The following is a 14,748-nucleotide window of genomic DNA, read 5'->3' as shown; positions in this document are numbered from 1 at the left end:
GACGCTTCCGGTGGGTTTTATGCTGCGTCTAGCGCGAGCATTGCATACTTATGGTATGACGGCTTATGAACTCGAAAGCACAATGAACCGAGTCGGTATTCGGTTGGGCTTTGGGGTGCAGTGTCTGGCGCAGCCTACGACTTTAATTATGAGCTTTTCACATCCAGAAGAACCTGAGCCGAAGACCTATGTTTTTCGGGTTGAGCAGGGCGAAGTGAATTTAGAGCGCCAAATTGAAGTGCAGGAGATCGTAAGTGCTGTACTTGATGAATCTTTATCGGTGGAAGAGGGCGCTGGGCGTTTAAAAACTATTTCTAATACGCCTCCTCGTTTTGGTGTAAAAGGCCAAATGGCTTCATTTGGGCTATTAGCTAGTTGTGTTGCCCAGTTACTAGGGGGGGCGATCTCTGAAATGATCGTTGCTCTTTTTGTTGGGATTGTGACTGGGTTTGTTGCGGTTAAACTTTTACAAACTGAGTCTCTCAAGTACCTTTTCCCGACTATCTCAGCCATTATTTCTGCTTTATTAGCAAGTTTTGTGGCGAGTTTTGGCTTGTTGTCCTCACCAGATATTGCAACGGTTGCAGGGGTTATCGCCTTAGTGCCTGGGTTGCCTTTAACTACTGCGGTTGCTGAGTTAGCGAGACAAAATATGGTGTCAGGCACTTCTAGGCTTGTATATTCAGGAACTATCTTGTTACAGATTGGTTTTGGTGTAGCTATAGGTAATGCTGTGGGCGTTGAGCTTTTTCCTGCTACAGAGATTAGTCGAGAATTTTTCCTACCTGATTGGAGTATTTGGATCTCCATTGTTATTGCCGGTATATCGTTATGTTTTTTATTCCAAGGGCGACCAAAAGATATTCCATGGATTGTATTGGGAGGATTAATTGCATTTTCGACTACTTGGTATGGCAAGGAGTTCTTTGGCCAAGTTATGGGGGCGTTTGTGGGAGCCTTAGTCACAGGCTTAGCCGCTAACTTATTTGAGAGAATTTCTGGGATTACGCGTGGGGTTATGCTTATGCCAGGTATTTTACTTTTAGTGCCTGGAAGTGTTGGGTTGCAGAGTTTGTCGTTACTCGTTGAGAAAAATGTTTTAGAAGGGATCGATACCGCATTTAGTATGAGCTTTGTTGCTATCGCTTTAGTAACTGGATTATTATTTTCATCTTTAATTGTACCGCCGAAAGATATCTAACTATCCTTTGTTGAATGCTAAACTGCAATTATGGGTAATAAAGACGCTGTTGTGATTAATATTAAACGCTACCTAGTACATCATTGTGTCATTACGTTGTGCTGTATATTTAGCGCAGTTTATGCGGGCGAAGTGCGGAAAATTGTTCATCCTGATGGGCGGGTTGAGTATACAAACTTAACGGACCAACAACGGAATATTCATTTCACCAATCAAAGTAAGAGTTCGACGAGCAGCGTTTATAAGTACCGAAATAATAAAGGAGTTCTTGCTTTTTCAGATCAGAAGCCCGTTAACGCTGACTTTGAAGTACTTCGTTTTGATTGTTATGCCTGTAGCCTTTCGTCAAACGTGAATTGGCATACAACACCGTTAAATCTTTCCGCTTATAAACAGCAAGTGAAGATCATGGCAGAGAAATATGGTGTTGAAGAATCATTAGTTAGAGCGGTTATCCATGCAGAATCAGCATTTAATAAAAATGCTATTTCCCGGGCTGGGGCTCAAGGGTTAATGCAATTAATGCCAGCAACCGCTAATGAGCTAGGTGTGAAAGATAGTCTTAATGCAGATCAAAATATCGAAGGTGGGGCTAAATACCTTTCTCAGCTCTTAAATAATTTCTCTGGCGATATGCGTTTGGCAACTGCTGCATATAACGCAGGCCCTGGCGCCGTATCGCGCTATAATGGTGTGCCCCCTTACGCGGAAACTCAAGCTTATGTGAAGCGTGTGGCTATACTCAAGAAGCGTTACGCAAAAGCAGACTAAGTCGGTATTAATTATCGCAAGCGTGTTTAGCTCTAAATGTTTGGCTTACCTCGGCAGCTATAGCTGAACCAAACAAAGGGTGCGGAATAGGCGCTGTAGCTAACACTATATTGATAAACGGTAAGGGTGGTAGTTGCGCCGAACTTTCGATTGATAATCCTTGTGACACGGTTGATGTTGCAACGGCACTGATACCTAATCCCTGTCGTAAAAGGCTTTTTATTGCAGTAGCGCTCGATGCACTGCAGAGTAGTCGGTAGTTAATCCCTTGTTTCTCTAAACCGTCAATAGCAGCGCTATGAAATTTACAATCGGCCTCATATAGAATGAGAGCAAGAGGGTCGGCGTTTATGAGATGGGGATAGCCACCATGAACCCAGACTCCTCTATCATGTTTGAGCAAGTACCCTTCTTCAATGTCGGGAGCACCAGTCAATATAGCTATATGAATCTCCCCCGTATCTAATTTCAAACGTAATTGACTGCTGCAGTGGCAACATATTTTAATGTTTTGCTGAGGGAGCTTTTCTAAGATAAGGGTGATTAGTTGAGGTAAAATCGATTCAGCATAGTCATCTGGACAGCCGATTACTAAGGGAGGGTGGCCGTTACTCCGTGAGAAGTTGCCTATAACCTCATCGTGCAAAGAGAGTATACGGCGAGCGTAGCTTACTAAAATCTGCCCATGCTCGGTTAGAACAAGATTACGGCCCTCTTTAATGAAAAGCGCCTGACCTGACTCCTCTTCAAGCTTCTTCATCTGCATACTGATCGCACTTTGAGTCCGAAAGGTTTGCTTTGCCGCTCGGGTAAAGCTACCTGTGTCAACAAACGCAATAAAGCTTCGTAGAGCATCTATATCCATGTGCCGTCTCCGTGAGTTTTGGATGATTGGCACCTATCAATAATCTGAATAGGTGATATCAAAACTATTGGTTAGTCAAAGGGAATGCAAGCTGAGAAAATGGATAAATAAGGTGTATTTGTCTCTGAGGGGGAAATGATAGCGATGAAGTTGATCATAGGTAATAAAAATTACTCATCTTGGTCTTTACGTGGATGGTTGATGTTAAAAGCGTTTGATATCCCATTTGAGGAGATTTCTTTAACGCTGTTTAGCGACCATTTTTATACTGTTTTAAAAGATTACACCCCTGTAGAAAAGGTTCCTGTGCTGGTGGATGGGGAGCTAAGTGTTTGGGATTCATTGGCTATCTGTGAATATATTAATGAACAATATCTTGATGGCAAAGGGTGGCCAAAAGAGGTTCAAGCTAGAGCTATTGCCCGTGCGATGGTGAGTGAAATGCATTCTGGTTTCACCGCATTACGTAATGAGATGCCGATGAATTGTAGAGCGCGCCGATCTGTTTTGTTGAGTGAGGCAGCGAAGACAGATATTGCACGCATTGACCGACTATGGGCTGAGTGTTTATCGAATTATGCAGGCAGTAATGCATGGCTATTTGATGAGTTTGGTATTGTGGATGTGTTTTTCGCACCTATAGCCTTAAGGTTTAAAACATATGGGATACAACTTTCTACTGAGTCTGCTGCTTATCAAGAACATTTGCTTGCACATCCTGCTATGGCGTTGTGGTTAATGGATGCGCTTAAAGAAACGGATGTAGTACAGGAAGATGAGGCTGGTGAAGAGCTTGGAACACTTAATTAAGTAGCTAAAAAGCCGTAACTTATATCAAGTTACGGCTTTTTAGCTATCTCATTGAAAATTAATGATCAAGTATTTGGCTTAAGAATAACTGTAATCTATCCGTTTGAGGGTTGTTAAAGATCTCTTCCGGTGTATTTTGCTCAACAATTTCACCTGCATCCATGAAAATGACACGGTCGGCTACTTTTTTTGCGAACCCCATCTCGTGAGTTACGCATAGCATAGTCATTCCTTCGTCGGCGAGTTCGACCATTACATCGAGTACCTCCTTAATCATTTCCGGATCAAGTGCTGAGGTTGGTTCATCAAAAAGCATGATTTCTGGATTCATACAAAGTGAACGAGCAATGGCAACACGTTGTTGTTGTCCCCCAGATAGTTGACCTGGAAATTTCTGTGCTTGATCAGGAATTTTAACTCGCTCAAGGTATTTCATGGCGATCGCTTCAGCTTCTTTCTTGGGCTTCTTCTGAACCCAGATCGGACCTAAAGTTAGATTCTCAAGAATAGTCAGGTGCGGAAAAAGATTAAAGTGCTGGAATACCATACCTACTTCACGACGGATCGCTTCGATGTTTTTTACATCTTCTATCATCTCAACACCGTTCACTGTTAGTGAACCGCGCTGAAACTCTTCTAGGCGGTTAATACAGCGTGTTATGGTGGACTTACCTGAACCTGAAGGGCCACAGATAACAATACGTTCGCCTTTTTTGACGCGAAGGTTGATATCTTTCAATACATGAAAATCGCCATACCACTTATTGAGGTCTTTGATGATGATAATGTCGTCATTGTTTTCAATACTTTGTTCGTGTTTTATGCTCACAAAGATAACCTCTTAATTTCTATGGCTAGTGTCTAGCTTGCGTTCGATGGATGAGCTGATCATGGACATACTGAAACAGCAGATCCAAAAAACAACCGCCACAAATAGATAACCTTCTGTTGAATGCCCACCCAGCCAGTTTGAGTTAGTGAGTGCTGTTTGAGTGGTACTTAGCATCTCAAAGATGCCAATAATCAATAGGAAGGTTGTGTTTTTAAATAGCATAACGAAAGTTGCCAAAATATTTGGCATAGAGATTTTGATAACTTGCGGCAGAATGATAAGGAGTGTTTTCTGCCAAAAGCCAAGCCCTAAAGAGTCGGCCGCTTCGTACTGGCCGTTAGGTACGGCCTGGAAACCTCCTCGAAATACTTCTGCCATGTAGCCTGACATAAAGAGTGTCAGTACGATCCAAACACGGAGCAATTTATCAACATTAGTTCCTTCAGGAAAGAACAGCGGTAGCATGACAGAGCCCATAAAAAATAGGGCTAATACAGGTACGCCGCGGAAGAACTCAATCAATATTACACTCACACTGCGAATGAATGGCATATCAGATCGTCGCCCTAAAGCCCAAAGAAAGCTCAAAGGAAACGCAACGATAATGCTTGCAGCGGCGAGCATTACATTGAGGGTGAAGCCGCCCCAGTAATCGGTTGCAACATATTCTAGGCCGATGAGAGATCCATCTAACAGTATGATGGATAAAAATGGCAATAATAAAAATAAGGGGATAGCTATTTTGTTACGTAAGTCTTTATGAAGTTTAAAGGAAGCGATAATGATCGCTATTAGAGCGAGTAAGCAGGTGTTAATTCTCCATATCTCTTCGACAGGGTAGCTGCCGTAGAAAAACTGTTTAGACCAAGCAATGACAAATACCCAACATGCGCCGTCTTTGTTTGTACAGGCATCCTGTGTAGTACCAGACCAGTTGGCGGAGAAAAATAGCCAATCAAATAACGGTGGTATCAGGGTTGCAAAAAAAGCGATTATTGCCAGAGTAACGAGTGAGTTTAACGGCGTTGGAAAAAGATTTTCCCTTAACCAAGGAATTATACCTACGACATCATTTGGAGCGGGTTTATCGGGTAATGGTGTAAACTCTTTCATAGCATCAATTCCGTTCCGCCAACTCTACGCTTGCGTTGAATCTATTCATCACAAACGAGATAGTCATATTGATCACAAAGTAAACCGCCATGGTCATAAACACGATTTCAATCGCTTGACCTGTTTGGTTTAACGTTGTCCCTACAAATACGGTAAAAAGATCTGGATAGCCGATGGCTGTAGCTAGCGTCGAGTTTTTAACTAAACTTTGATATTCACTGTTTAGCAAAGGAACAATAACGCGCATCGCTTGAGGCACAATAATTAGTTTCATTATTCGGCTCTCTTTTAATCCAAGGCTACGAGCCGCCTCTGTTTGCCCATGAGGAACCGCCTGAACACCTGCACGTACTGCTTCAGCAATAAATGCACCAGTATAAACAGTTAAGGCTAAGGCGAGAGCCATTAATTCTGGGATAACCGTAATGCCGCCACGGAAATTAAACCCTTTAAGTTCAGGGAAATCCCAAGTAAAGGGTAAGCCTGATAGTAATAAGGCAATCAGTGGTAAGCCGAATAAAATACCTAAACTAGTTAAAAATACCGGAAACTGCTGCCCTGTATCATTTTGACGTTTTCTAGCCCAACGGGTTAAAAAAATGATCGCCATAAATGCTAGGCCGATGGCGGTATAGACAAACCCTGCACCGGATTCGGCAATCAAGCCGGGTAGGTATAAACCACGCACATTGAGAAATATAGCCTCTCCGATGCTAAGGCTTTGGCGCGCACTGGGTAATGTTGCCAGCACAGCGAAATACCAGAAAAATATTTGCAACAGTAAAGGAATGTTACGAAATGTTTCAATGTAAACAACGGCTAGTTTTCTGATCAACCAGTTTTTGGAAAAATGGGCTACACCCATCAAGAAACCTACAATGGTCGCGAGTACTATACCTATAGTAGAGACCAAAATAGTATTTAATAGGCCTACAACAAATGTCCGACCATAAGAGTAAGTGGCATCATAGGGAATCAGTGACATTAATATGTCAAAACCTGCGGTTGTAAATAAAAAGTCATAACCGCTCTTAATACCCCTGGATTCCATGTTCGCCAGTGTATTTGTGATAATGCCGTAGAAAAAATAGACCAAGCCCGCGAGTAATAAGAACTGATAAATCAGTGAGCGGTTTCTTGGATTATTGAAGAAGGAGGGTGAGGATTTCACCTGAGGCTTTTCAGACATAATTAAGCACTTATCTTCAGAAGGTTAGTAGTAAACATAGCAGAGGGACAATATATGTCCCTCTTTTTTATGTTTTATTAACGTACTGGAGACGAATACATAATACCGCCTTTATTCCACTGAGCATTTAGGCCGCGAGCAATCTTAAGTGGTGAACCTGCGCCCACATTGCGTTCAAAGCTCTCTGCGTAGTTACCAACCTGCTTAACAATGTTGTAACCCCACTCGGCAGGGATGCCCATTTTAGCGCCTGAATCGCCTTCAGAACCCATCAAGCGTTTCTGTGATGGGTTACCTTCTGCTTTCGCTTTGTCAGCAGATGCGCTGTCAATACCTAAGAATTCAGCCTCTACCATCGCCATTAAGGACCAACGTACAACATTAAACCAAGCATCATCACCTTGGCTTACAACAGGGCCTAGTGGTTCTTTAGAGATAACTTCTGGAAGTACGATAGCTGCAGAAGGATCAGATAAGCCAATGCGTAGCGCATAAAGTTGAGATTGATCAGACGTTAGTACATCACAGCGACCACTCTCAAAACCCGCACGAGTTTGGTCGGATGTGTCAAATGTAATAGCGTTATAAGTAAGACCATTTGCACGGAAATAATCGGCTAAGTTTAACTCTGTTGTTGTTCCTGCTTGAATGCAGACTGCCGCCCCGTCAAGCTCTAGCGCACTTTTAACGCCTAAAGCCTTAGAAACCATAAAACCTTGTCCATCATAGTAGTTAACCCCCGCGAAATTTAAACCTAGTGATGTGTCGCGAGTGTGGGTCCATGTAGTGTTACGGGATAAAATATCAATTTCACCAGACTGTAAAGCAGTAAAACGCTCTTTCGCTGTTAATGGTTTGTATTGAACTTTGCTTGCATCGCCGAGTACGGCGGCTGCAACTGCACGACATACGTCTACATCCAATCCACTCCATACGCCGTTTTCATCCTTCTGAGAAAAACCAGCTAAACCTGTGCTCACGCCACAAGAAACGTTGCCGCGTTTTTGAACGTCTTCTAATGTTCCAGCTTGTGCGCCCAAAGATAAACTGAGTGCTAAGCCTGTAGCGATTACTGAGGTAAGTTGTTTCATTATGTTTCTCCGTCAATTTTGATGGCGATGATGCCGTTTTTTGTTGTTTTTATTGTTCTTATTTTATTCCAGTGATTAATAAAAACTGCTTACTAGATACACTAGCAGAATATATACCAGCCTGTGATTTAAATTATACTTTGGTTTAGATTGTCTCGAATCCCTTTATTTATAGGGGCTGTGGCTTTGTTGTGGTTTGTCTAATATGAAGGCGGGTGCACTAAAATAGGACGCTGTAAATTTTATGGTGCAAAACTAAACGCTTTCTTGACCGTAAATGTCATTCTTTGTGAATACTATTGTTACTCGGTGTTTGTTTTTTTGCTGTTGAATGCTAAGGCATATTCTTTTGTCGATTAGCCTTACCTGTTTAGATAAAAAGGGCTAAGAAATTTCTTAGGATTTGCTTTGATCTTGATAAAAGAGTGACTTATTCGTATGTGGTTTATTCCACAAGATTAAGTGCTTTTTAATGAAGATGTTCTAAAACGCTCTGCTTTTTTATAAATATAAAAAAGGGAGATAATAAGAGAATAAAGTTATTTTTTTATCTGAGTTTGCGGTATAAAATGCGCGCAAAATGACGCCTTTAACACAGCCGTCAAATCCAGTTACCTTTTAGTGTCTTAACTTGCTGATATTGAGTGAGTTTAAGATAGGATGAGATCCATATGACAACCGCTTATAGTGAAACGCTTCATAAGGGCTATGGCCAGACGTTTGATGTTGAAGAAGTCTTGTTCGAGCAGCAAACGGATTCTTGGCATTTAATTATTTTCCGTAACCCCGTCTATGGAACAGTAATGGCATTGGATGGAATTATTCAAACGACTCAGCGTGATGAGTTTGTTTACCACGAAATGTTAACCCATGTACCATTAATTGCTCATGGAAACGCTAAGCGTGTATTGATTATTGGTGGTGGGGATGGTGGGATTCTGCGTGAAGTCTGTCGTCATGCTACGGTTGAGCATGTAACTCAAGTTGAGATTGATCAAGCAGTAATTGATATGTGTAAAGAGCATTTACCGAATCATTCTGCAGGTGCTTTTGATGATCCGCGTGTGAATATTGTTATCGCGGATGGGGTTGAATACGTTAACAAAGAGATGGATGAAAAATTTGATGTCATTATCTCTGATTGTACGGATCCGGTTGGTCCCGGTGAAGTACTGTTCTCTAGCCGCTTCTATGAAGGTTGTAAGCGTTTGTTGAATGAGGGTGGTGTGTTTGTGGCGCAAAATGGAGTGCCGTTCCTACAACAAGATGAGGTGATTACTACCCGTCGTCGTTTGAGCCCTTATTTTGCAGATCAATCTTTCTATACTGCTGCTGTTCCGACCTATATTGGCGGTGTTATGACTTTAGCTTGGGGATCTGATAATACTGCATTACGTAAGCTAGGATTGGATGAATTAAATCAGCGTTATGAAAAGAGTGGTATTGTTACTCGTTATTATAACCCACAGATGCATATAGGCAGTTTTGGGCTTCCGCAATATTTGCTCACGGCGTTGGAAGAAGCTTAGCTTTTTCTATACTGAAGAGCCGGTCGATTGACCGGCTTTTTTGTGTCTTTTTTCTGCTAGGCTCTAAGTGTGAATTTTATGCGTGTTTTTAGGTTTTTATCTTTTGAATAGTTATATCCGCCTTTCAGGTTTCTATTTTTTCTACTTTGCTCTGCTCGGTGCTTTAGTACCTTACTGGAGTTTGTATCTGATTTCGTTTGATTTTGATGCACAAACAGTGGGTTCTTTAATGGCACTACTCCAAGCGTCTCGAATTGTGGCGCCTAATTTGTGGGGATGGATCGCGGATAAAAGTGGTAAACGTGTAGAGATTGTCCGCTTTGGCGCGTTGATGACCTGTTTAATGTTTATCGGTATGTTTTGGCAGGATACCGCTTTAGGCATCGGCTTGGTGATGTTGGCATTTAGCTTTTTTTGGAATGCAGTTCTACCTCAGTTTGAGGTGATAACACTAGAAGAGTTGGGTGATAAGAAAGATAAATACAGCCAGATAAGGTTGTGGGGATCGATCGGCTTTATTGTTACGGTGGTTGGGATAGGTGCGTTACTGGATTTTATTAATATTCGGTGGTTGCCGGGCCTTATGCTTATTTTAATGTTGTGTATTTGGTTGAATACACTGTTAATTCCTAAGCCTGCGGTGCTTGATCATATTGATGTAGAAAAAAACTGTAATTTGGGGTTTATGGCGTTATTGCTACGACCGCAAGTTGTTATCTTTTTTATTATCTGTTTCCTTGTCCAGTTTGGACATGGTGCTTACTACACATTTTATAGTGTATTGATGGTCGATGTAGGTTACAGCCGTACAGAGATCGGCTTGCTTTGGGCTGTAGGTGTAGTAGTTGAAGTTTTAGTGTTTATTTATATGCATTGGATGCTACAGCATTGGGGCATCCGTAATATTATGCTAGTGAGTTTGTTTTTATGTGTTGTTCGCTGGCTATTGATTGGTACTGTGCCGGAAAATTTAGGTCTCATGCTGTTCGCACAAACGTTGCACGCCGCTACATTTGGTAGTTTACATGCGGTAGGAATCGCACTAGTGCATCAGTATTTTTCAAAGCAGACCTATGGACAAGGGCAGGCCCTATTTTCAAGCGTAGGTTTTGGCTTAGGTGGTGCATTAGGTGCTTTTCTTAGTGGTATCTTATGGGACGATTTTGGAGCGTTTTATACCTTTGGTTTGTCCGCTCTAGCGAGTGTTTTAGCTATGCTCTTAGCATTGGTATGGATCTATCCTGAAAGGGTACAGAAAAACTATTGATCTGGATATTTTGCACTGCGGTGATTTTACTATAGGATTAGAGACACAGAGCTATCCGACCTAGGAGTCAGAGAGTGAAATTTAAGATTGATATTGATATGTCTCCTGAAGAGCTGCGTAAAGTACTGGGTTTACCCGATGTGCAGCGATTGCAGGAGGATATGATGGCAAAGATCACTGAACGGATGGAGTCCGGTGTAGAGGGATATGATCCTTTGACTTTGTTTAAGCCATATTTGACGGGTGGGGTTGGCTCAATGGAAGCACTGCAAAAACTTATGATGAATTTAATGACATCTGCGTATAAAAATTCTAACAGTGCGGATAATAAAAATGACTGATCAAAATGATGATCAGGCGAATTCAAAGGCATCTAACGAGAGAGATAGTAGCTTGCGTATTCTAAGAAAATATACCAATCGTCGTTTGTATGACACATCTCGCAGTTGTTATGTGACATTAGATGATGTGAAACAGCTTGTATTAAGCGGGGAAGCTTTTAAAGTTGAAGATTCTAAAACAGGGAATGATTTAACCCGTAATATTCTTTTACAAATTATTAGTGAGCAGGAAGCCTTAGGGCATGGTACTTTGCTGACTAATCAAGTTTTACAGCAGCTGATCCGTTTTTATGGTGACAGTATGCAAGGTATGATGAGCCAGTATTTAGAACAGAGTATTGCTTCATTTTTAGAACATCAAGACCGTATTCGTGATCAGATGCAAACTATGATGGGGGCCGCTAATCCATTAACGATGATGAATCGTATTGCTGATCAAAATATGCAGATGTGGGGTATGTTCAAGCCGGGTGAAAACCCTGAAGGAACTGTCGATGATGATCCCGATACTAAGAATAAGCCTTAATATTTGATGCGATCTTTCTTCACGATTGAAAGGCGTTATGATTGAAAAAAAAGCCGCTATTAAGCGGCTTTTTTTTATTTGCTCGTTAGGTTTGAGTCTGAATGATTTTTTAAGAGGAGTATTTCTTCATATCAGGCATATTTCTGCCGTAGAAAATTTCATTCATCTCTTTGTGGAGGCGTTCAGTGATCTCTTGTACATCCGTTTCTGGAAGCTCCTCTTTTGTCGTGCCAAAGAGGTAAGTATTGAGATCCAGATCTTTTTGCATCATTTTCGTGTGAAAAATATTTTCCTGATACACATTTACATCTAACATTTGATAGTTGTCATGGATATCAGGGGTAAAGAAGTTCTGGATAGAATTAATATCGTGATCTATATAATGTTTTACCCCTTTAATATCACGCGTAAAGCCGCGGATACGGTAATCGATCGTAACAATATCAGATTCTAACTGGTGGATTAGGTAGTTCAAGGCTTTTAATGGCGAAATAATGCCGCATGTGGATACTTCAATATCTGCTCTGAATGTACAGATGCCGTCATCAGGGTGTGCTTCGGGATAGGTATGAACACAGATATGACTTTTATCTAAATGTGCGACTACAGAGTCAGGCATAGGGCCCGGTTTCTCTGTTGTATCTACATCTTCTGAGTCTTTAATAGGTTCTTCTGCAACCAATATAGTAACGCTTGCGCCTTGAGGTTCATAATCTTGGCGGGCTATATTGAGGACATTGGCACCAATAATCTCGCAACACTCACTGAGAATCTCAGTTAAGCGGTCAGCATTGTATTGCTCGTCTATATATTCAATATACTCCGCTTTTTGTTGTGGAGTTTGAGCGTAGCAGACGTCATAGATACAAAAGCTCAGGCTTTTTGTGAGGTTGTTAAAACCTTCAAGCTTGATTTTCTTACTCGTTGGCAAGGCGGTATGCTCCGTAAAAGCACTACAAAATTTTAGTCGCGCGATTTTAGTAAACTATTTGGCGTGGAGGAAGTAAAAAATTACAGTAATATCGTTTGGTTAAACGAATTTCTGCTTAAATTTTCCGCAATCTTTATTCTTTCGTATTGATATATAAGAGATTTAATCTCTCGCTATCAACCAATCAACAATATTAGGCGCAACTTGTGTTTGAGACTTGCCTGATACAAAAACACCAATATGGCCTGCTTTTACTTCCATAGCTTGGTAATCAGAGGATGAAACGTACTTATTAAGTACTTTTGATGCTTTTGGTGGGACGAGGTGATCGAAACTGCCAAAAATATTAAGTATTGGATGGGTTATATTGGTTAAATCAACACGCTTATCACCGATCATTGCTTCAGCCTTAATCAGTTTGTTCTGTTGAAAAAATTGAGTGATAAACTGCCGAAAAGCTTCACCTGCTTGATCTGGGCTATCGTAGATCCATTTCTCCATGCGTAAAAAGCTTAACGCACGCTCTTTGTCTTCGAGTTGGTTGGGCATACCTAAGTTTTTCTGTACACCTAAGCGCATCGGCATTAAAGAGTTGTAGGAATCATTCAGCATACTGCCTGGTATATTTCCATAAGTTTCAACAGCTAGATCCGCGTCAACATATTTGGCTAAATGATAAAGTAGGTTGTCATCAGTTTGAAAGTCAACGGGCGTAACCATTGGAATAAGATTTTTAATTTTATCTGGGTTTAGCGCCGTATAGCATAAGCTGAAAGTCCCTCCTTGGCAGATACCAAGCAGGTTTGTTTGCTCTGTTCCTGCGTGTTGGAGCACAGAATCAACACAGTTATTGATATATTCATTAATGTAATCATCGAGATCTAAATAACGATCAGCCGCATCAGGGTAACCCCAGTCAATCAGATAGATATCTAAGCCTAGTTCTAATAAGCGCTGTAGCATCGATCGTTTTGCTTCTAGATCGATCATATAAGGGCGGTTAACCAGTGCGTAGCAGATCAATAGAGGGGTTTTACAGCGTTTTTCTGATGTGGCTTGATAGTAACGAAGTTTTAGTTTGTCTTCTTTGTAGATCACATCATAAGGGGTGGAGTCGACATCAACTTCTTTAAGTTGGGCGAGCGTATTATAGCTTTTTAATAGTTTCCGATTAAACTCAAAGAGTTCCTGAGATACGGTGGCTATATCAAGATCAAATCCATTCATAACCGATTACCCTTTAACTGCTTTTTTTAGTGTGGCCAACTCTTTTTTTAAAGCGGCAACCTCATTTTTAAGTTCTACTAGCATCGCGGTTGTGGAATCAGTTTGTAATTTATCGACTTGTTGTTGTAATTGGGCGAAGTCTCGGCGATTAGCTCTCATCTCTTTGCGAAGCTTATGTTGGCGCTGTAGCGCTGTATCTAGCCCTTTATGTGTCGCTAGGCCGACAGATTGAAAGTGTATGTCTCGTACATCTTGGACAAACTTCTTAAGTCGCATTAGGGCGTTACTAATACGCCCATGTGCTCGTTGGTACACATCGGTTAGTATAGTCTTGGTATAAGCTGATTCGTATGCATCAACCCAAATATCATGTAGCTGTTGCAAACTGGAGATTTTTTTATCGCCATTCGTCAGTGTTTTTAGCATCTGATTAGAGGCGCTTTTATTGATAGAGCTGTAATGTTTTACATAGTCTTGCAGAGCTTCTTGATATTCCATCGTTAGTTTGATGGCTTCTCTTAACTGCTCTTGTGTTTCTCTTTGAGTGCCTATAACGGGTGTTTCTAATAAGCTTTTCATGCCGCTAATAAACGGATTATCAAAAAGCAGATCATCTTGAAAACTGTGGGTTTTAAACAGGGCGGCAAACTGTTCAGGAAACTGCCATTGTTGCATCAGTGCGTCTGAAGTTTGTTGTTGCATATATTGTTGGAAATGCAAAACAGCTTCATTTAAATATTGCTCGCCACCTTCTTTGTACTGCTTAAGCAATTGCTCCCCATATTGAGTAAAATTGCTTGATTGTGCACCGAGTATATCGAGCAGTTGCGAAAATTGTTGAGGTGCTTCTTGATGGACCTTTTTTTGGTTCTTAGCAATAAATTCAGCCCATTCTTCAGGTGATTGAACATCGCTACCAGAAGAGATACTCTTCCAGTATGTTTTTTGGGCATCCAGCAAGGCTTCAATGTTTAAGCCGCTATTTTCCATCAGTTCCATCTCTCCGGCGTTGCTAAGTAAGCTTATCTTATTACATCCATCAACGGCTGACATTA

At 41.2% G+C, this 14,748-nt stretch carries 15 protein-coding genes; 7 read left to right on the top strand and 8 right to left on the bottom strand.

The features are described from left to right. The first annotated feature begins 19 nt into the window (after positions 1-19). Together Q4492_RS00930 and Q4492_RS00925 are read left to right on the top strand one after the other, a co-directional pair. Positions 20-1,201, top strand: coding sequence for a threonine/serine exporter ThrE family protein (locus Q4492_RS00930; protein WP_303415347.1), 1,182 nt, complete (start codon positions 20-22; stop codon positions 1,199-1,201). A 30-nt stretch (positions 1,202-1,231) separates the two neighbouring features. Continuing rightward, entirely contained in the window at positions 1,232-1,972 is a 741-nt protein-coding gene (locus Q4492_RS00925) for a lytic transglycosylase domain-containing protein (RefSeq protein WP_303415345.1), read from the top strand. Positions 1,973-1,979: 7 nt separating this feature from the next. Here the strand turns inward: Q4492_RS00925 and Q4492_RS00920 are convergent, their stop codons facing one another. Continuing rightward, positions 1,980-2,837: a LysR family transcriptional regulator gene (locus Q4492_RS00920; protein WP_303415343.1), complete on the bottom strand. Its 858-nt coding sequence runs from the start codon at positions 2,835-2,837 to the stop codon at positions 1,980-1,982. Positions 2,838-2,981: 144 nt separating this feature from the next. On the opposite strand from Q4492_RS00920, the gene Q4492_RS00915 reads away from it, so the two are divergent. After that, the gene (locus Q4492_RS00915; protein WP_303415342.1) at positions 2,982-3,647 is read left to right on the top strand and encodes a glutathione S-transferase family protein; all 666 of its coding nucleotides are present in this window, start codon (positions 2,982-2,984) and stop codon (positions 3,645-3,647) included. Between the two features lie 58 nt (positions 3,648-3,705). On the opposite strand, the gene Q4492_RS00910 is transcribed toward Q4492_RS00915, so the two are convergent. The 4 genes from Q4492_RS00910 to Q4492_RS00895 all read right to left on the bottom strand — a co-directional run bounded on the left by Q4492_RS00910 (position 3,706) and on the right by Q4492_RS00895 (position 7,872). Next, entirely contained in the window at positions 3,706-4,476 is a 771-nt protein-coding gene (locus Q4492_RS00910) for an amino acid ABC transporter ATP-binding protein (protein ID WP_303415340.1), read from the bottom strand. 12 nt (positions 4,477-4,488) lie between these two features. Next, positions 4,489-5,592, bottom strand: a complete 1,104-nt coding sequence (locus tag Q4492_RS00905; RefSeq protein WP_303415338.1) for an amino acid ABC transporter permease — start codon at positions 5,590-5,592, stop codon at positions 4,489-4,491. Between the two features lie 4 nt (positions 5,593-5,596). Continuing rightward, positions 5,597-6,781: an amino acid ABC transporter permease gene (locus tag Q4492_RS00900; protein ID WP_303415337.1), complete on the bottom strand. Its 1,185-nt coding sequence runs from the start codon at positions 6,779-6,781 to the stop codon at positions 5,597-5,599. A gap of 77 nt (positions 6,782-6,858) precedes the next feature. Beyond that, entirely contained in the window at positions 6,859-7,872 is a 1,014-nt protein-coding gene (locus Q4492_RS00895; RefSeq protein ID WP_303415336.1) for an amino acid ABC transporter substrate-binding protein, read from the bottom strand. Between the two features lie 671 nt (positions 7,873-8,543). Between Q4492_RS00895 and speE the strand changes: the two genes are divergently transcribed. From speE to phaR, 4 genes are all read left to right on the top strand, one after another. Further along, positions 8,544-9,401, top strand: a complete 858-nt coding sequence (speE, locus tag Q4492_RS00890) for a polyamine aminopropyltransferase (protein WP_303415334.1) — start codon at positions 8,544-8,546, stop codon at positions 9,399-9,401. Between the two features lie 103 nt (positions 9,402-9,504). After that, complete coding sequence (locus tag Q4492_RS00885; RefSeq protein ID WP_303415333.1) at positions 9,505-10,668, top strand: MFS transporter; 1,164 nt, start codon at positions 9,505-9,507, stop codon at positions 10,666-10,668. 74 nt (positions 10,669-10,742) lie between these two features. Then, positions 10,743-11,009: a DUF6489 family protein gene (locus tag Q4492_RS00880; RefSeq protein ID WP_303415331.1), complete on the top strand. Its 267-nt coding sequence runs from the start codon at positions 10,743-10,745 to the stop codon at positions 11,007-11,009. Then, positions 11,002-11,535 (top strand): polyhydroxyalkanoate synthesis repressor PhaR, encoded by a 534-nt coding sequence (gene phaR / locus Q4492_RS00875; RefSeq protein WP_303415329.1) that lies wholly within the window; start codon positions 11,002-11,004, stop codon positions 11,533-11,535. Before Q4492_RS00880 ends, phaR begins: the two co-directional genes overlap by 8 nt. 109 nt (positions 11,536-11,644) lie before the next feature. Here the strand turns inward: phaR and speD are convergent, their stop codons facing one another. The 3 genes from speD to Q4492_RS00860 all read right to left on the bottom strand — a co-directional run bounded on the left by speD (position 11,645) and on the right by Q4492_RS00860 (position 14,746). Continuing rightward, complete coding sequence (speD, locus tag Q4492_RS00870) at positions 11,645-12,466, bottom strand: adenosylmethionine decarboxylase (protein WP_303415328.1); 822 nt, start codon at positions 12,464-12,466, stop codon at positions 11,645-11,647. Between the two features lie 162 nt (positions 12,467-12,628). Continuing rightward, positions 12,629-13,693: a class III poly(R)-hydroxyalkanoic acid synthase subunit PhaC gene (gene phaC, locus Q4492_RS00865; protein WP_303415326.1), complete on the bottom strand. Its 1,065-nt coding sequence runs from the start codon at positions 13,691-13,693 to the stop codon at positions 12,629-12,631. A gap of 6 nt (positions 13,694-13,699) precedes the next feature. Then, positions 13,700-14,746 (bottom strand): poly(R)-hydroxyalkanoic acid synthase subunit PhaE, encoded by a 1,047-nt coding sequence (locus tag Q4492_RS00860; protein WP_303415324.1) that lies wholly within the window; start codon positions 14,744-14,746, stop codon positions 13,700-13,702. Positions 14,747-14,748 lie beyond the last annotated feature (2 nt).

It is taken from the genome of Neptuniibacter sp. 1_MG-2023, from assembly GCF_030547185.1.
Taxonomy (GTDB): Bacteria; Pseudomonadota; Gammaproteobacteria; order Pseudomonadales; family Balneatricaceae; genus Neptuniibacter.
The sequence above is the reverse complement of the archived record's forward strand: the minus strand, read 5'-3'. Positions and strand labels throughout refer to the sequence as shown.